Genomic DNA, 16572 nt, shown 5'->3' with positions numbered 1-16572 from the left:
CTCAATTCATTTTCAAGTGCTTCAAGGGGTACCTTCGATCGTTTGCGTCTGAATAGTGCGAGAGTATTTCTTCTTTCAGCCCTGTCAGGCACTCGTGCACATGCGGATCCTGTGCATCTGCCAACACGCTCAGCTTGTGTATCTCGACAAAATCCCGGCACATCTCGGCAAAGTTCTGATCGCTTAAAAACAGTGCACGAACACTGTCAAATTCTCCGGTGAAGCATTCCGACAGTCCTGCGGTCCACAGCTCTTCAATCTCCATCGCGAAACTCCGGTTGCGCCGCGTAGAACTTGCCTAATTCACGCAGTTGTTTAGATATATGGTTTAACGGCATGTAACGGTTACACGCTGCTGTAAGCGGATGAATTTAAATCTAAATTCTGGAGACCCTCGGACCAAGATGCAGGACGTATCCTCAGGAGTATCTAGCGAAACAGATGTGCGGGACGCGTTAGATCGTGTCTTGTCCAGCGAGGTGTTCGCTGGTGCTGACCGACTGCAGGAATTTCTGCGTTACATTGTTGTCGAGAGCTTAGAGGGTCGAGGCGACAAAATTCTTGGAAAACGGATCGCGCAGGACGTTTATGGACGCCGATCCGAAAAAGACATCGCGACTGCAAATGTCGTGCGCGTCGACGCTGGCCGCCTGCGGCGCAGGCTGGATGTGTATTATCTGGAAGAAGGCGCGCAGGACCCGCTTCGCATCCATGTCGCAAAGGGCGGGTACGCACCTCATTTCGAAACCAACGTACCACCAGAGAAATCGCAGATCGAAGCGTCGTCTGCACCCCAGTTGGGCATTGTCGTAGGCGCGATCGTTGTTCTTTTTGTGGGATTTGCGGCCGTCTTCTTTGGTTTTCGGACAGACAAAACAACCCAGCCAACCAGTTTCGATCCGGATCAGCGCAACCAGGTTGAGCGCGCGGTTTTGTTCGAAACCTCCCCCGCGGCGTTGCAGGCCCGAAATATCGCGGAAGATGCCCGTTCGATGCTGTTTCCAGCCACTCAACCAACACGACTATTGGCGGCCCTGACACTGTTCGAAAAAGCGATCGAACTGAAACCGGATTATTTCGGTGGTTATGCCGGGGCGGCACAAGCGGCTACGTTCTTCGGAGGTTTAGCTCCTGAAGGTCCGGATCGCGATCAAATGCTGGTGCAAGCCCGGCTCTATGCGGAAGAGGCGATGCGTTTGGCACCATCAGAGGCGTGGAGCCAGTCGGCCATGGCCGCGCTATTGATGTTTGAGAGGGATTTTGATGAAGCAAACAGGTTGTCGGTGCGCGCGGTGGAATTGAATCCAAATGATCTGATCGTTCTGGAATTTGACGCAATCATTGCGTTCTTCTCAGGCGACTTTGAAAGAGCCGTCGCGAGTTCTGATCCTAAAATTCATGAAAACCGTCAGGGATCGCGGTTCCCCTGGCGCAATGTTCTTGGCAACGCCAGTTATTATCTGGGGAACTATGAGGATTCGATTGACCACCTGATGGATGCAGCAGCTTCTGGTGAACCAGTCAGCGAGATTAACACAGCGCATCTGATTGCTTCACTACAGGCGTCCGGGAGAACGGCAGAAGCGCAAAAACGCGTTCAGGAATACCAAAAAGCCTGGCCGAACAGCCGCATTGAGGAGTTCATGTTTCGGCTATTTCGCGATCCCGAAGACGCTGAGAGCTTGATGAACCAATTGCGCAAAGCTGGGTGGAGTCAGTGAAGCGTCGGCAATTCGATCGAGCAGAGGATTTACATAAATTTTGCTAATCCTCCCGCAAGTTCTGGCTACTTTCGGACTTTGAAGTTCCCCACAAAAATCGAGGCTACCGTCGTTATCGTTGCAACAAAAATCCCGATCCCGGCGACAGTGAAGATCATGGTGAAAACCTTGCCCATTGCCGTGGTTGGCGCGATATCCCCATATCCAACGGTCGACATGGTGACGACAGAGAAATAGGCCGCATCCAGAATGCTCCAACCTTCGACCAAAACGTAGAAGCTCGTGCTGACGAACACCAATGATGCCGACATGGCAAGCAAGTGCAAAGACCGGACATCCGTCAATGCGCCCGCGAGAGCGCGAAACAGGCCAAGGTAGTTGAACAGAAAGTTACGAACCATACCGCTATTCGCCTATGAGACTGAAACAGCTGCCGGTTCGTGTTCATCGCGTTTTTGTCTGTTGGCCTGCCATTTTTTGACATCCACAATGTCGAAGTAAATTCCGAGCGCCGTTGGGAACACGAAGATGACCAGCAAAGTGGATGCCAAAAGGCCAAACGCAACAGCTGCAACCAACGGCACCAGAACCTGTGCCTGAGGGCTGGTCTCAAACAGCATTGTCAATGAGCGTTCAAAACTGACCCGGTTTCAGCATTTAAATTTGACCCACCCTATGTGGCGCAAAGCCCCCAGGCGGGCCGCCCTCATATAGCGAGTCCGTCTGGGGGCTTTGCTTGCGCGACGTTTATGTTTTTCTGCGCCGCTTGCTCTGTGCGAACCGGTATGACGTGTTGCCTGTCTCGATGATTGCGCAGTGATGGGTTACGCGATCCAGAAGCGCGGTTGTCATCTTGGCATCGCCGAAGACCGAGACCCATTCGCCGAACTCCAGGTTGGTGGTGATGATGACACTGGTCTTCTCATAGAGCTTGCTGATCAGATGGAACAGCAACGCACCGCCGGACTTGGGGAACGGGATGTAGCCCAACTCGTCGATGATGACGCAGTCCAGGGCGGAGAGCTGCCGGATGATCTTCCCGGCATTGCCCTCGGCCTGTTCCTTGATCAGCGCATTGATCAGGTCGACGGCGTTGAAGAAACGGGCCTTCTTGCCGTTGTTGATCAGGGTGGTTCCAAGCGCGATGGCGATGTGGGTTTTGCCCGTGCCGGTTCCGCCCACCAGAATGAGGTTATGCGCCTCGTCGGTGAACTGGCCTGTGCAGAACGGTTCGATCTGGCTCTGGGTAACCGCGGCCGCACCGTAATCGAAGGTGGCGAAGTCCTTGTGATGGGGGAACTTCGCGATCCGCATTTGATACTGGATGGAGCGCACCCGGCGTTCTACAGTCTCGGCGTCGATCAGTTGCTTTATCGCTGTGGTCAGACTTGGTGGCTTGCGCGCGGACAGCAAATCATGGGCGCAAGCTGCCATTCCATGCAGCCTCAAGGTAGTCAGTTGGTCGATGAGGGCGTTCATGCGGCCGCCTCCTCAGCTGAGCACAGCATCTCATAGCGCTTGCAATCGGCCTCGGGCCGCAAGGTTAGTTGCGGATAGGTATAGGCGTCGTTGAGCGGTGTGATGACCGGTTCTACCAACTGGTTGATCAGGTTGATGATGGCAGGAAGGCGCAAGGTGTTTTGTTCCACCGCCAGTTCGCAAGCCGTCTCGACCACCTCGATTCCGTGATCCTGGGCCAGCAGAAGCAAATCGACGAACTCCCGATCCCCGCCTTTGCCGGCCATGTAATGCTCCCTGATCCGATGCATGGCCTCGGGCAGTTGCCAGTCCACAAAGGGGGCGCCGTCGCGCAGGGCGCCGGGCTTGCGATCCAGCAGCGGCACGTAATGCCATGGCTCAAAATAGCTGACATTGCGAGTGAAGCGACGTTTGTGCTCGGCGATGACTTCTTGGCCCGACGCCAGCACGATCCGGCCAGCATAGGCGCGCAGCGACACATGTTGTCCGGCGAACCGGGAGGGCACACTGTATCGATTGCTGGCAAATTGAACCAGGCAGGTGGAGCGGACGCGGACGGTCTTCTCCACGTATCCATCAAATGCCCGGCCCAGAGGGCGCAGCTCAGCACGCTCGTCTTCGAACATTTCTGCAATGGTGCGATCCTGATGCTCGGGATGGGCGCGCTCTGCCAGTTCTTCACAGCGCAGGCGCAGCCAATCGTTCAGCGCATCGAGATCACCAAAGGCGGGTTTGGGAACAAACAACCGGCCGCGCAAAAACTGGACCTGGTTCTCAACCTGCCCCTTCTCCCAGCCCGCAGCGGGTGTACAGGCCACCGGTTCCATCACATAGTGGTTCATCAAGGCCAGGAACCGGGGATGGAATATCCGGTCCTTTGAGCGCGAGACATAGGTCACCATCGTTTTGGGATTGTCGATGATCACCCGGCGCGGCACGCCGCCATAGAACGCCAATGCCCGCACGAACGCATCCAGCACCATCTCCTGGGCTTCGCCGGGATAAGCCACGACAAAGGGCTTGCGGCTGTGACACAGGCGGAAATGGGCAACCTTCACCTTCTGCTCGACACCGCCCAGGACAACCCGTTCTTCGCTCCAGTCAAATTGCAACGCATCACCTGCCGCAAAATGCAGCGGAATAAACGCTTCGCTCGAACCAGTGCCAGCCCGCTTCAGGTCGCGCACAAAGCGCTGAACCGGGGAATAAGACCCGGTGTAGCCCTCCGTTACGAGTTGCTCATAGAGCTTCTGGGCCGTCCGCCGCTCCCGGCGTGGTCGCTTCTGGTCCTGATCGAACAACTCCTGAAGCCGGAGATCAAACCCATTGCAAAGTTTGTGCCGAACCGGCGGGGCCTGGCGCTGGTAGCTCGGCGGGCTCTCATCCTTCAGATACTTCTTGATCGTGTTCCGTGATAATCCCGTCGACCGCGCAACAGACCGGATGCTGCGTTCCTCAACCAATACCCATCGCCGGATCTTCGATACGCTTTCCATCAATAACACCTGCTCTTTCCTCCGCACTTTTGTGCGGATCTTAACGAAAACAGGTGGGTCAATTTTGCATGCCGATTCACATCGCTCATGCATGATCTCTTCCAGATCGCGATATGACACACCGTATCGGACATAGAAGAACACTGCGAAGAGGATCACATCTTTCGGATACTGTGCGCCTTTGAAAGAGATCATAAACAAACTTTCGACTTCAATATTTCGATTTCCATTCACTCGAAGCACTAGTGAGAGGCAACAGTCAAAAGTTTGCAACAGATCCTGAAGCATTTGGGTTGGTCAGGAAAAGGGCACGTTGACCGTATGTGGTTCTTGCTATCGCCCAACACTTCTTGAACGTCCGCTTGTTTCACCGCACCGTCGCCGTGTTGCACACGCAGCGAATGACTGCATCCCGCCCTTCGTGCCGTACTTCAGCCCCCTACCCGTCCCGATCTAGCTTTAACCAATATCGCGTGTACCGGAGTTCACCCGTTCGGATCAAAGCGCCCTTCTCTACCAGGTTCTGGAGATCCCGCGTCGCCGTGGCGCGGGACGTTCCGGTGATCGAGATATAGTTCTCGGCACTCAATCCCCCTTTGAACCCATCCGGCCCAGCCTTGAACAACCGGGCAATTACCTTGCCTTGGCGGGCGTTGAACTGATCGCGATGCCGGTCATAGAAATGCGTCTTGGATATGAAGAACCCAACCCGCTCAAGAGTCACCTGCTGCGCTGTAAGAACGGTCCCGGCAAACCAAACGAGCCATGGTGTGACGTCCAGTGTCTTTTGGTGGCGTTCGAGCTGGTCGTAGTAAGCCTTCAGCTCTCGCTCAATCGTGAAAGCAAGCGCAATCAGGCTTGGCTGACCAATGTTTTGTGCCAGGGACTTTTCAGCCAGCGCCCTACCCAACCGGCCATTGCCGTCCTCAAAGGGGTGAATGCTTTCGAAATACAGATGACTCAACCCGGCTCTGGTCAGGGCGCGCAAGGGCTTGGGACGATCTGGTGCGGTCCGGTTGAACCAGGTTACGAACTGGTCCATTTCAGCCGGAACCTGATGTGAAGGTGGCGCTTCGAAATGCACCGTTGGGCGGTCGATCCTGCCTGAGACGATTTGCATCGCATCCTCGTGGCTCCGGTATGCTCCAATCGTTTCCAGATGCCTGTCATGGGACAGAAGCATGTCATGCCACCGAAACAAAGTGTCGTGTGACAGTGGTTCTGAATAGTTGGAATAAACATCCACCATCATTTCAGAAACGCCCTGCTCCCGCGGTTTGGATGGATAGCTGCCGGGAGCCAGTCCAAGATGACGGCGCAAGGAAGATTGCACGCTGAGGCGATCCAGCATCTCACCTTCGATCGCGCTGGTTTTCATCGCTTCTTCGCTGAGCAAGTCAACACGCAATTGATCTCGATCTGATGTGTTCACATGATGAACCGCTCCAAGAACTTCCCCTGAGGACAACAGGAACTGTTGCTCGTATGGTTCGAGCCTTGCGGCGTCGTAACGAAAATTCGGCCAATCATGGTTCTGCCAGTTCCACATCGTGAGGTATAAGCTTCCTTTCTATAGCTCACTATTTATGGTTACGTGATTTATAGAGGTCAATCCTATTGCTCACCTTTTTCAAACTCTTCAATCCGATCATCGATTGGATGTGTAATCTGAAAACGGTAAACCTCATCCTCCTTCCCAAAGTTACGTGGCATTGGAGGTCCGCGACAGCATTGCCTTTGGAGACAGCTCTCCCTTTTCAATCTTAGCCAATAATGAAATCAGGTAAGCCCCTGGAGACTGTATGTTCTCAGCACGTTGAAAAATGTATCCAAGAACAATGAAGCGAATAGCTGGGCCAAACGTTGATTTCATTGCATACCAGGTTTGGCCAAGCCGTAGGTACTCGGCGATATCGTCCATAAGCCGATCACAGTGGTGCTGATCTTTAGCAAAGCGTAGTTCTGAGCATAGCCGTGGAAAACTGCGCTCCATTTGGCCTGGAGAAACCTGAATCTGAGAAAGTTCTTCTTTCTTAACTTCTGGATTCAGAGAGTCCTCTTTGTGCCCCTCAATTTCACTGTCACTGGCCCTCAAATTTTCTGTATCTGTCTGTGTTATCTCGGAGATTTCCACAGAGATTTCTGCCAGAAGCTTGCTGAGTACACTCGCATCTGGTTTGCGACGCAGAGCATTGCGTACGGTGGTCATCAAATCAGAGATCGCGGTGTCATTTGCTACGAGTTCCCTAAGGCGCGCCAGAGCGGCGGAAACATTGTCACGGAGTACAGTGAACTCGAGAACTCGATCAGCATGCCTCTGGGCTTCTTGGATGAACTCAGCGTGCCGTTCAGACAAAGGCATCAACGAGAGCCCGGTTGCGGTGACCACCCTGCCCTGTCGATCCCGGCGCGCCCATCGCTTGCCGTTTGCGCTCATTACGCGGCGGATAAGTCCAAGCGCAACCAGCGTCGAGATATGACGCTCAACTGTCTGCACGCTGACATGCGTTCGTTTGGCGATCGCCGCGTTGGAAGCGAAGCAGATGTGATGATCATCTTGGTCCGCAGCAATCTGATCACCGCCCAAAAAGGAAATCATGGCTCTCAGGACATTGAGAGTTGTGGATTTTAACCCAAGAGGTTCTCTGGCCTCTTCAACGGCGCGAAGAAGTATCCATTTTTTGGGCGTACTACTCCCCTGCCCTGTCGTTGCCGACAAGGTTGCTCCATTTGGAGCCAATGCTGTTAGTGTTTTCATGATTATCTATCGGCAGACAAAAATTACCCGTTCGCTCAAGAGCGTTTTTTCTTGTGTGGCGATTCGGGTGCTGCTAGATTCTAGGTGTCTAATCTAAGAATTGCGCTTTGCGCAGCAGCCCTCGAAGCTCCGGTTTCGGGGGTTTTGTTTGTTTGCCTTCCTCCTTTCTGCTCGTCCTCAGTTCTTTTTCTTGGCGTTTACAGCTGTAAACTCAGCGTGTGAGCGCTTAATGATTTCAGCCATGTTTTCGTCCAACCAGCTAGCGAAGCCAGCGTTAGCTCCGGTCCTTTTGACCGAAACAGTTAGTGATCCGTTGGTAGATTTGATTGTAACGCCTTCGATTGGGTTGAGTTCGGCTGCACCTTCTCTTTGTCTTGCACCGCGTTTGGCAGCTGCTTTTAGGAGCATTTCCAGCCGATCATCTGACGACATCGATGGCTCAATGGTTGCAAGAAGATTTGCAGCTTCATCTTCCGCTAGCTTGCCTGCAACGAAGTGCTCTGCAAGCACGGTCCATTTTGGGCGGCCTGATTTTGGGGCTGCGCCGATCATGTCACCAATCTTTGCAGGAACATGTTGCGTAATTTTTGTCAGGTGAGACAGCCCTGATTTCGAAACGTTCAATACTTGCCGCACCGTTGCCGTGTCATGCCCGGAAGTCAGGATCGCCTCGGCGAAACGTGCTTTCTCGTAGAAGGAAAGATTGCGCCTCGCAGCATTCTCAAGCCCTTTGGCGAGAAGCGCTGAAGCATCGTCGATATCCTGAACATTGGCGCGGACTTTAATACCAAGTTCACGACAGGCTTTGAGCCTCCTCCGTCCATAAATTGCCTCGTATCGACCGTCGGATTTCGATCTTCTGACAAGAATGGGAACTTGTTGGCCACCGTCTTGTATACTCGACATCAAGCTTTCAAAACTATCGTCTTCTTCGTCAATGTTTACAGCTGTAAACTCACCGAGCCTATCGGCAGGCCCCCAGTCGTCGATCAGAGCAGGGTCAATTTCCCTGATTGCGGCAAGAGAGCCCTGAAGCGCACCAAGAGCAGGGGCATTGGGTTTTGGAGTTTTATCGATGGCCTTGGGGCTAGAGCGCGCGATGGTGTTTGCGATCCCCGACATCTCCTGAAGCGACTTTCTAGCCATTAGCTGCGTCCCCATGCTTGATGGATCATTTGCTCTACCTCAGAGCCGATCGCATCCATTGAGTTCTTTGCCCGATCATAAGTTGCGCGTGTCATTTCTGACCGCACGACTTCGTAAATTGATTGTTTGAGCATTGTGGCGTCACTGACCGCGGTGCTTTTGAGGGCTGTGGCTGACATAACGCGATCCTGAAACAGTGCCCGCATGAACGAAGCCAGTTGTTGAGACGGTACGTCTGTTGGCTCGTCACGCGTTATCAGGAATTTGAAGTTGTCGTATTCGAGCGTAGCGCCGGCATCTTCAATGACTGCCATGTAAGCACCAGCGAGTTCGAGAAATTGAGCCGTCGAAGACACGTCCAGCATCGAAGGTGTAAGTGGCACAAGCAATGAACTGGCGGCCGCCATCCCAGCAATTGTCAAGAATCCTAGCTGAGGTGGGCTATCAATCAGAACAAGGTCAAAATCTCCTTCCACCTGGGCCAGGGCATTCCGTATTCTTGTAAAGAACGGATGGTCTGGGTTGGAGTGAACGGCAGATTCTGTCTCAAATTCGGAAAGAACAAGCCGTGACGGAGCCACAGAGAGACCGGGGAAGTACGTCGGAAGCACGACGTCCGCCATATCTACCGGATCTTCATATCGAATAGCATCGTAAATCGTCAGCCCGTCAAACTCTATTTCGGGGCTTATGCCGCACATGGATGTAAGAGAGCCTTGAGGATCCAGATCAACAGCCAGCACACGGTAACCGCGAAGCGCAAAATAGTGAGCCAAGTGAATTGTTGTGGTGCTCTTACTGCTGCCGCCTTTGAAGTTCATCAACTGCCAGACTTGGAGCTTTTCTCCTTCAGTCCGGCGAGGGACATAGCGCCCTTTTTTGCGTGAGGTTTTCTCAAGCGTTTCGCGAGCCTCCCAAAGTTCTTGGGCAGTATAGTAACGCCTACCGCTGCGTACGTCATTCGGTTCAGGAATCGTTCCCTCTGCGTGGACTTTGCGCATGAATTGACCTGAGACTCCTAAGAGTTCAGCAGCTTCTGGCGCTGCAAAATTTCGCAGTGATTTGGTATTGTCGGGGGCAAATGCAGCAAGTAGATGTTCCCGGATAGCCGAGTTTAATCTCTCAGATATTTCCGTGGCGAGTGCCGATGGTCTTTCTGCCGCAAGTGGTGTCACGGGAATCATGTAGTTGCCTCAAATTAAAGAATGTGGTCATTTTTGCGCCACTTGAGATAAACAGCCGTGATTCATAGCACTAAGTCAAGGATTTTCGCCTATATTGTAGGTTTTCCAACGCGGAGGACTACATACGCTTTGCATCAGAGCAGGGTGGTTTACAGTTGTAAACTCGGTTGAGCGGGATCATGGGTTCTTTCAGTCGATGAAGTTCTAACGTAGGCATGCGAAGGCATTCCTGTAAAACTCCTCCCTATGCTCCGCTTTGAGTAGAACGCCTCTAGCATGGAGTTGGAGTGAAGGCCGAACGGCTTTTGGCGCAAATTGCGCAATTGGGAAGGGCAGGGAGCTAGTTGAGCTGATTGGTCAAATTCTCTCACCAACAATTTCGTTATCGAGTTTTCTGCGATACCAACTTCGTAACAATACTTCTGCGCCAGTACGGGAGTACGATGCGGTGAGAATGGCATGGCGATCTGGGTCAGATACACCGAGCTCAGCCCGTGCGCAGAGGAAAACACGCGAACATTCCGGCTAGAGTCAGCCGCTCGCCAATTGCCCAAGAAATGGCATACCGTGAGGGCGGGGTTTCGGGAATTGTGCGCCTGTAAGTTGCGACGGAACAGGGAACTGTCCTCGATCCAGTGCAGCTGTGCTTGCGCGGCGCGGCTTTTGACGCAAGTCTCTACCGTCATTGGATTCATATGGGATCACAGACATGATCCGTGTGTTCACGTCCCATTAGCGTCCATAAAACCAGCTTGCTCGAATTAGTGATTTTGGGCTCCTCAATCGTTGAACAGACGGTCTCGTTGGCATATATTGCCAAAAAGGAGGCTTACGCCATGGTAACCCGCAATGTTGTACTTACAGAATCGCAGGATCAACTGGTGCAGAATCTGGTTGCGTCCGGTCGATATCAGAACGCCAGTGAAGCGTTGCGCGCCGGCCTTCGGCTTTTGGAGCGGGAAGAAGCGGGGCTGGAGTCTCTCAAACAAGGCTTGCAGGAGGGTGTAGCGCAGGCTCAGGCCGGAGATTTGGCAGAAGGCAGGGGTTCGGATGCGATCCGTCGTGCCTTTGCAAGGGCACGAGCCAAGGCGTGACCAGACCCTTTCGACTGACACGCCGCGCTGAATCCAGCCTGGTGGAAATTGCCCGATGGACCATCGACAAGTTTGGATCGCATCAAGCCGATCTTTATGAACAAGAACTAATAGCGCGCTGTCAGGCCATCACAGAGGGCAGGGTGGCCAGCCGAAGTTGTTCTATATTGGTCGAAGAGGCGGCGGATCTCAGATATGTGCGCGCAGGAGAGCATTTCCTGGTTTATCTGGATCAGCCGGACGCGGTGATCATTGTTGATATCCTGCATTCCCGTTGCGATCTGCCGCGACATGTTTCCGCGCTGGCCACGTTAACAGATGCGACAGGAAACAAGACATAGGCACAGCAGCCGGAGTTTCCCTCAAGCGGGGATTATTAAATAGTCAGTAACTACTCACCCCAGTAGATCAGTCGCCGGGTTATCCGCGATGTCCACATCGTCGTAGTATTTCTGCGCCTGGGCCATGGAGCGATGCAGGGAGAGGCGCATCGCGGCCTGGATCGGGGCGCCGTCCAGCGCGGCCTGGGTCAGGAAGCCCGAGCGCAGCCCATGGGGGGAAGCGAACCCGTCCGGCAGGCCCGCCAGTTTCACCCGACGCTTGACGATCTGCGCGATGGCATCCGGGCTGAGGCGGCGGGTTAACACCCGATCGGCTTTTGAAACAGGCCGGAACAAGGGGCCGTCCTGAATCTCACCCACCTCGATCCAATGGGCCAGCGCTTGGGCTGCGCGGCCTTTCAACACCAGCCGCGGCGTTTCACCTTTGGTTGTCGTCTTGGTCTCCAGCAGTGAAATCCAAACCAGGCTTTTCTCGTTGAACTCCTTCAGCGAGACGTCTTCAAACATCAACCCGGTGATCTCCGAGCGCCGTCTACCACCCGAAGCCCAACCCAGCATCAAGATGGCGCGGTCGCGGCAATCCCGCCGGGACCCCCGACAAGTGGACAGCAACTGCTCGAGCACATCGCGGGTAATCGGTTGCTGCGATTTTGGGGCAGGGGGCCGGGCGGCGGCGCGGCGCGCCTTGGCACGGGCCTGCTTCACCTGCGGCGCACCGAAAGGGCTGGTCAGGTTCTTCATTCGATGAAAGGCAAGCCAGGAGGCGATGCGCCGGTCCAGCGTAGAAGGGGCCGGGCAGGCGAGGGACTTGCGTAGCCCTTGCGCGATCAACATCTCGGCACTCTGACGCGCGACATCCTCGGGCGCGGCATCTCCCAGATCGCGGGCGTGATCGAGAATGAAGGCCAGCGCTGTGGCCTCGCTCTCGGGCCAGTCCAACGGCACTCCGAACCGTGCTGCCTTCCAGGCCGTAATGTAGAGCAGATCGCGCTCATAAGCGCGCAGCGTGTTGGCCGGCGTGCCGCGCACATAGAGATCGGTGAGCGCGTCCTGGTCTTCGACAGACAGGGCAGGGGAGGCGGCAGGGAGATAGGGCGCAGGAGGCTTCATGGGGGCTATTTTGCGCGCATTTTCCTGCAAAATCAATCATATTTGATAAGCGGTACTTATCACGTTTAAAGATAACAAAGCTGGGTTGCAAATGTAATGGTCAAAACGGTCGATTTTCGCGCGTAAGGCGGGTCGAGGGCTTGCGAAACTATAAAATCGAAGGTTCTGTGGCAGGTCTGTGACCCATTTGGCATCGACATTGCGCTGGAACCGTTGGCAAACTAAATGAAATGAACAGATATTTTGCCACTGAATTGCCTTTCTGGAAGTTTGCCAGAAACACGCTGATTGTCAGTTGCCTCGCGTTGTTTTCACTGTTGGCCATCTTCGTTTTGCGCACGCCGGGCTTTGCGACGCACCTCCTGAACAGTGGTCCCGCGTTTGTTCGGTTTTTGCGCCAGGTCGTGACGAACGGGTTGCCGGTTGTGTTCCTCGTAAATTATCTCAGCTTTTTTCTTTTCGCAGTTGGGGTAAGGGCGCGGGGCAAAGGAGCCATCCCGGCCCGGTATCTGCTGATTGACCTGCTGCTTCGGGCCGTCCTGTTCATCGGGCTGCATGCGCTGATCTACGCGCTTTCGGCGGACTGGTTCGGGTCTTTCGGCGGTGATCCCGTAGTGGCGTTGCGGGTAGTCGGTCCGACGCTGGTGCGCTCCGCCTACTTCGAGAACATCTCAGGCGTTTACCTGTACGCCACGCTGGTCGGAGCGCTGCCGCTATACCTATCCGTTGTTCAGAGCCAGATCGCCCACGGTACTGGATTTGCGGCCCAACTGGCACGTCGCGTACCCGGGCGCGGCGGACCTGTGATATTGACCCTGCTACTGATGGCGGTGTCAGTGGTCGTTCTGACCACCGCGGCGGCGCTGATTGTCCGTTTACAGTCGGTTTGGGGCTGAAGGGTCAGAACGCCCTGCGTATCGCGAAGGAGACTGCGTAATCGCGTTCAAGCTGGGGCCCATCCCAGATCTTGATACGCCGGGATCACGCCCTCGATACCCAGACGCGTGCCCGCCAAAGCACCCGACCCCGACACAAGGTAATTCACTCCGATTCCGATGCTCAGAAACTGGCCGCTGCGCAGGGTCGGATCGGCGGTGGGCACCATGCCTCGGTTCAGGCGCGCATCCGACCCGTCAATGTTTTTGACGATGTCGCCGACCACCCGCAACGAAGAGCTGAACTAGTCATTCCAGCGCCGTGCACCCCAAACTGTTGCTGAATAGACGTTGCCCAAGGTGTAACCGGCATCATTCTCACCCATCCGGATCATGGCCGCCAGCTGGGCGCCCCACGACCAATCCGCGTTCTGGCCCGTATAGGTGACGCCCGGCAGCAGGTCGTAAGTGCCTGAACCCAGTTGCATGGGGTAGGGCAGCAGCTGGTCCGGCCCGGCCTGTGTGGTGTCGGTCTCGTCTATCGAGCCGGTCGGCAGACCGAGGCCAAGAGATAGTTCCAGCACCTGCCTGTTGGATTTGTAGATATCATATCCGCCGATGATCTTCAGATCGCCAAACCCCTGTGCCTTGGTCTTAAAGGTCTGGCCCATGCGGGTCTGGTGCTTCATCGTCTTGCGGGTATAGGGCAGCATCGCCATCACCGAGATTTCGTCGGTCACACCGTACATCAGGCCGACCATCGCCATGTTCATGCTCATGCTGAGCGGCGCGATCGGATACTGCGACAGCACGTCCGAGGTAGACAGCGACTGCGTTCCGGTACGTTTACCGTCCATCTCCATGTTCATGTAAGAGAACATCGGCATCAAAACTCCCTCAGGCGGATGCATACCGCCAACGACACCCGTTGGCGGCACCGCATCGGGGCGCATCATCGTGGACATGCTTCCCATACCTGACATGTTGCTGGAGGCTTGCGGGTTCATCGCCACGTTGTCAGCCGGACGGTTTTCTGGTTGGGCCATGGCAGGTGACCCGAGGCTCAGCCCCCCAGCCAGTATTACGGCCTGGAGGCGTTGCCAGACGCACGAAATCTTGCTGTTGTTCCGTGTCATTTTGCCCTCGTGTTCGTTTGTTTCCTGAATCCGTGTCCTGAAAACAAAGTGTTCGGTACGCCCATTGGTGAAGCCGGAATGGTGGGGGTCTCCAGCGCTGGAAGGTCAAGGCCGCCGGCCAGATTTGCGCTCGTCAAGCATGCATCAGCCGAAGGGGGTGCGGCAATAATGCGCTTGACCCTCCAGCGCTGGATTGTCGGACAAGGCCGCAAAACCGGAAATCCGGAGGGATTGGAATGATACCGGAAATCGGGCAGTTCGCCCTGGCGCTTGCCCTGGCCGTGTCCTTGGTGCAAAGCGTATTACCTTTGATTGGAGCAGCACGGAACAATGTCATGTGGATGCGATCGGCATCTGCGACCTCGGTCCTGCTGACAGCGCTGGTTGCTATCGCCTTCGCCGCTCTGATGTGGTCCTTCGTGGTCAGCGATTTCACTGTGCTAAATGTGGCCAGCAATTCTCATTCGCTGAAACCGATGCTTTTCAAGGTGGCTGCGACCTGGGGTAGCCACGAAGGGTCGCTGCTGTTGTGGATTCTGATATTGGTGATTTTCGGGCTGGGTGTGTCTCTGTTGGCTCGGAACATCCCGCTGAAACTCAAGGCGCGCACTCTGGCAGTTCAGGCCTGGATCAGTGCGGGGTTCCTGTCATTCATGCTGTTCACCTCGAACCCGTTCGACCGGGTGTTTCCGGCACCGCTGGATGGTCAGGATTTAAATCCGCTGTTGCAGGATGTCGGCCTGGCTATGCACCCGCCGTTCCTATACCTGGGTTATGTCGGCTTCTCGATCGTATTTTCTTTCGCCGTGGCTGCCCTGATTGAGGGGCGGGTCGATCCGGCATGGGCGCGGTGGGTCCGACCCTGGACATTGGCGGCCTGGGTGTTTCTGACACTTGGTATCGTTCTGGGCAGCTGGTGGGCCTATTACGAACTGGGTTGGGGTGGCTGGTGGTTCTGGGATCCGGTCGAGAATGTCTCGTTTATGCCCTGGCTTGCTGGCACAGCGCTGTTCCATTCGGCCATTGTGACCGAAAAGCGCGGCAGCTTCAAAAGTTGGACGATCCTACTGGCCGTTTTGACCTTCTCGTTGTCCTTGTTAGGGACATTCATTGTCCGCTCAGGCTTGCTTACATCGGTCCATGCGTTTTCGGTCGATCCCGAACGCGGCATTTACATCTTGGCGCTGTTGGCTGTCGCGATCGGTGGTTCATTGACGCTGTTTGCCATACGCGCACCGGAGATGGAGGGCGGCGGTCTTTTTGCCCCGATCAGCCGCGAGGCCGGTTTGCTTATTAACAACCTGCTGCTGGCCACCGCAACGGCGACGGTTCTATTCGGTACGCTTTATCCGCTTTTGCTTGAGGCTGTGACAGGTGAAAAGATTTCGGTTGGACCACCCTATTACAACGCCAGTTTCGTGCCGATCATGCTGGTTCTGGTCGTTGTAATGGGGATTGGGCCGCTGTTGTCATGGAAGCGGGCGGATTTGCGCGGTGTTCTGTCCCGGCTCAAATGGGTGGCCGGGGTTAGCCTGCTCGTAGCATTGCTTGTGTGGTATCTGGATACCGGCGGCCCAGCCTTGGCGGTAGTGTCGATCGGCCTTGCGGTTTGGTTGCTGGGCGCTGTGCTGACAGAGTGGGCCAGCCGAATTAAACTGGGTGAGGCGCCGTTGGCCGAGTCCCTGCGTCGGGCCCGCAACCTACCGCGTTCTCATTACGGCATGGTCGTGGCCCATGCGGGGTTGGCTGTCTGTATGATCGGCTTTATCGGGTCCAGCGCTTGGAAATCCGAGGTCGTGACTTTTGCCGAGCCCGGAACACAGATTGAGATAGCAGGGTTCGACGTGCGTTTTGACGGTGTGGAACAGCTTCGCGGTCCGAACTATCTGTCTCGCACGGCCACACTGACGGTATTTCGCAATGGCGCTTATGTCACCACGCTTCAACCCGAGCGCAGGGCCTATCTCGTGGCGGGTACCAGTACGACCGAGTCGGCAATTCGAACGACGTTGGCAGGGGACCTTTACGCCTCGATATCGGAACCGGCGGCGGAATCAGAACAGAGCAAATGGACCCTGCGTATCTTGTATGAGCCATTGGTGGTCTGGATCTGGATAGGTTCAGGATTGTTAGCATTTGGTGGTGTCTTGTCACTCTCCGATCGGCGTCTACGCGTCGGTGCACCACGAAAACGGACTGGGCAGAGCTCCGTTCCGGTGGCGGCGGAGTAGG

17 protein-coding genes and 1 pseudogene are annotated in these 16572 nt (G+C 55.1%); 5 read left to right on the top strand and 13 right to left on the bottom strand.

The window, feature by feature from the left end; genetic code table 11:
- Position 1 precedes the first annotated feature (1 nt).
- Entirely contained in the window at positions 2-265 is a 264-nt protein-coding gene (locus ACR0J2_RS18415; protein WP_171676495.1) for a hypothetical protein, read from the bottom strand.
- A gap of 139 nt (positions 266-404) precedes the next feature.
- On the opposite strand from ACR0J2_RS18415, the gene ACR0J2_RS18410 reads away from it, so the two are divergent.
- Positions 405-1721, top strand: coding sequence for a tetratricopeptide repeat protein (locus ACR0J2_RS18410; protein ID WP_171676497.1), 1317 nt, complete (start codon positions 405-407; stop codon positions 1719-1721).
- 65 nt (positions 1722-1786) lie between these two features.
- On the opposite strand, the gene ACR0J2_RS18405 is transcribed toward ACR0J2_RS18410, so the two are convergent.
- The 9 genes and pseudogenes from ACR0J2_RS18405 to repA form a co-directional block, all read right to left on the bottom strand.
- Complete coding sequence (locus ACR0J2_RS18405) at positions 1787-2122, bottom strand: ion channel (RefSeq protein WP_171676499.1); 336 nt, start codon at positions 2120-2122, stop codon at positions 1787-1789.
- Positions 2123-2134: 12 nt separating this feature from the next.
- Positions 2135-2341 carry a hypothetical protein gene (locus tag ACR0J2_RS18400; protein WP_171676454.1) on the bottom strand — a complete coding sequence of 69 codons (207 nt, stop codon included), beginning with the start codon at positions 2339-2341 and terminating at the stop codon, positions 2135-2137.
- 127 nt (positions 2342-2468) lie between these two features.
- Complete coding sequence (gene istB, locus ACR0J2_RS18395) at positions 2469-3200, bottom strand: IS21-like element helper ATPase IstB (RefSeq protein WP_171676501.1); 732 nt, start codon at positions 3198-3200, stop codon at positions 2469-2471.
- Positions 3197-4696, bottom strand: coding sequence for an IS21 family transposase (istA, locus tag ACR0J2_RS18390; protein ID WP_171676561.1), 1500 nt, complete (start codon positions 4694-4696; stop codon positions 3197-3199). Before istA ends, istB begins: the two co-directional genes overlap by 4 nt.
- Before the next feature lie 81 nt (positions 4697-4777).
- A pseudogene (locus ACR0J2_RS18385) lies at positions 4778-4891 on the bottom strand (IS6 family transposase); the annotation flags it as partial.
- Between the two features lie 244 nt (positions 4892-5135).
- The gene (locus tag ACR0J2_RS18380; protein ID WP_171676503.1) at positions 5136-6245 is read right to left on the bottom strand and encodes a Fic family protein; all 1110 of its coding nucleotides are present in this window, start codon (positions 6243-6245) and stop codon (positions 5136-5138) included.
- A 153-nt stretch (positions 6246-6398) separates the two neighbouring features.
- Positions 6399-7454 (bottom strand): helix-turn-helix domain-containing protein, encoded by a 1056-nt coding sequence (locus tag ACR0J2_RS18375; RefSeq protein ID WP_171676504.1) that lies wholly within the window; start codon positions 7452-7454, stop codon positions 6399-6401.
- A 177-nt stretch (positions 7455-7631) separates the two neighbouring features.
- Complete coding sequence (repB, locus tag ACR0J2_RS18370; RefSeq protein ID WP_171676507.1) at positions 7632-8600, bottom strand: plasmid partitioning protein RepB; 969 nt, start codon at positions 8598-8600, stop codon at positions 7632-7634.
- The gene (gene repA / locus ACR0J2_RS18365; RefSeq protein ID WP_170417853.1) at positions 8600-9784 is read right to left on the bottom strand and encodes a plasmid partitioning protein RepA; all 1185 of its coding nucleotides are present in this window, start codon (positions 9782-9784) and stop codon (positions 8600-8602) included. The genes repB and repA overlap by 1 nt, the downstream gene beginning before the upstream one ends.
- Positions 9785-10620: 836 nt before the next feature.
- Here repA and ACR0J2_RS18360 point away from each other — a divergent pair.
- Both ACR0J2_RS18360 and ACR0J2_RS18355 read left to right on the top strand, forming a co-directional pair.
- Positions 10621-10878: a type II toxin-antitoxin system ParD family antitoxin gene (locus ACR0J2_RS18360; RefSeq protein ID WP_170417856.1), complete on the top strand. Its 258-nt coding sequence runs from the start codon at positions 10621-10623 to the stop codon at positions 10876-10878.
- Positions 10875-11219, top strand: coding sequence for a type II toxin-antitoxin system RelE/ParE family toxin (locus ACR0J2_RS18355; RefSeq protein ID WP_170417859.1), 345 nt, complete (start codon positions 10875-10877; stop codon positions 11217-11219). The genes ACR0J2_RS18360 and ACR0J2_RS18355 overlap by 4 nt, the downstream gene beginning before the upstream one ends.
- A gap of 54 nt (positions 11220-11273) precedes the next feature.
- Here ACR0J2_RS18355 and ACR0J2_RS18350 read toward each other — a convergent pair whose 3' ends face one another.
- The gene (locus ACR0J2_RS18350) at positions 11274-12329 is read right to left on the bottom strand and encodes a tyrosine-type recombinase/integrase (RefSeq protein ID WP_171676509.1); all 1056 of its coding nucleotides are present in this window, start codon (positions 12327-12329) and stop codon (positions 11274-11276) included.
- 230 nt (positions 12330-12559) lie between these two features.
- Here ACR0J2_RS18350 and ACR0J2_RS18345 point away from each other — a divergent pair, with 230 nt between their 5' ends.
- Positions 12560-13225 carry a hypothetical protein gene (locus ACR0J2_RS18345; protein WP_171676511.1) on the top strand — a complete coding sequence of 222 codons (666 nt, stop codon included), beginning with the start codon at positions 12560-12562 and terminating at the stop codon, positions 13223-13225.
- Between the two features lie 47 nt (positions 13226-13272).
- On the opposite strand, the gene ACR0J2_RS18340 is transcribed toward ACR0J2_RS18345, so the two are convergent.
- Both ACR0J2_RS18340 and ACR0J2_RS18335 read right to left on the bottom strand, forming a co-directional pair.
- Positions 13273-13491 carry a hypothetical protein gene (locus ACR0J2_RS18340; RefSeq protein ID WP_480813460.1) on the bottom strand — a complete coding sequence of 73 codons (219 nt, stop codon included), beginning with the start codon at positions 13489-13491 and terminating at the stop codon, positions 13273-13275.
- A gap of 18 nt (positions 13492-13509) precedes the next feature.
- Positions 13510-14340 (bottom strand): transporter family protein, encoded by an 831-nt coding sequence (locus tag ACR0J2_RS18335; protein WP_171676515.1) that lies wholly within the window; start codon positions 14338-14340, stop codon positions 13510-13512.
- A gap of 236 nt (positions 14341-14576) precedes the next feature.
- On the opposite strand from ACR0J2_RS18335, the gene ACR0J2_RS18330 reads away from it, so the two are divergent.
- Positions 14577-16571 (top strand): heme lyase CcmF/NrfE family subunit, encoded by a 1995-nt coding sequence (locus tag ACR0J2_RS18330; protein ID WP_171676517.1) that lies wholly within the window; start codon positions 14577-14579, stop codon positions 16569-16571.
- The last annotated feature ends 1 nt before the right edge of the window (position 16572 follow it).

Source organism: Ruegeria sp. CG4, assembly GCF_056537185.1.
The sequence above is the reverse complement of the archived record's forward strand: the minus strand, read 5'-3'. Positions and strand labels throughout refer to the sequence as shown.

Bases quoted from the DNA above. Each gene is read 5' to 3' on its own strand.
- ACR0J2_RS18415 (WP_171676495.1), bottom strand. From the start codon at position 265: ATGGAGATTGAAGAGCTGTGGACCGCAGGACTGTCGGAATGCTTCACC.
- ACR0J2_RS18410 (WP_171676497.1), top strand. From the start codon at position 405: ATGCAGGACGTATCCTCAGGAGTATCTAGCGAAACAGATGTGCGGGAC.
- ACR0J2_RS18405 (WP_171676499.1), bottom strand. From the start codon at position 2,122: ATGGTTCGTAACTTTCTGTTCAACTACCTTGGCCTGTTTCGCGCTCTC.
- ACR0J2_RS18400 (WP_171676454.1), bottom strand. From the start codon at position 2,341: ATGCTGTTTGAGACCAGCCCTCAGGCACAGGTTCTGGTGCCGTTGGTT.
- istB (WP_171676501.1), bottom strand. From the start codon at position 3,200: ATGAACGCCCTCATCGACCAACTGACTACCTTGAGGCTGCATGGAATG.
- istA (WP_171676561.1), bottom strand. From the start codon at position 4,696: ATGGAAAGCGTATCGAAGATCCGGCGATGGGTATTGGTTGAGGAACGC.
- ACR0J2_RS18380 (WP_171676503.1), bottom strand. From the start codon at position 6,245: ATGTGGAACTGGCAGAACCATGATTGGCCGAATTTTCGTTACGACGCC.
- ACR0J2_RS18375 (WP_171676504.1), bottom strand. From the start codon at position 7,454: ATGAAAACACTAACAGCATTGGCTCCAAATGGAGCAACCTTGTCGGCA.
- repB (WP_171676507.1), bottom strand. From the start codon at position 8,600: ATGGCTAGAAAGTCGCTTCAGGAGATGTCGGGGATCGCAAACACCATC.
- repA (WP_170417853.1), bottom strand. From the start codon at position 9,784: ATGATTCCCGTGACACCACTTGCGGCAGAAAGACCATCGGCACTCGCC.
- ACR0J2_RS18360 (WP_170417856.1), top strand. From the start codon at position 10,621: ATGGTAACCCGCAATGTTGTACTTACAGAATCGCAGGATCAACTGGTG.
- ACR0J2_RS18350 (WP_171676509.1), bottom strand. From the start codon at position 12,329: ATGAAGCCTCCTGCGCCCTATCTCCCTGCCGCCTCCCCTGCCCTGTCT.
- ACR0J2_RS18345 (WP_171676511.1), top strand. From the start codon at position 12,560: ATGAACAGATATTTTGCCACTGAATTGCCTTTCTGGAAGTTTGCCAGA.
- ACR0J2_RS18335 (WP_171676515.1), bottom strand. From the start codon at position 14,340: ATGACACGGAACAACAGCAAGATTTCGTGCGTCTGGCAACGCCTCCAG.
- ACR0J2_RS18330 (WP_171676517.1), top strand. From the start codon at position 14,577: ATGATACCGGAAATCGGGCAGTTCGCCCTGGCGCTTGCCCTGGCCGTG.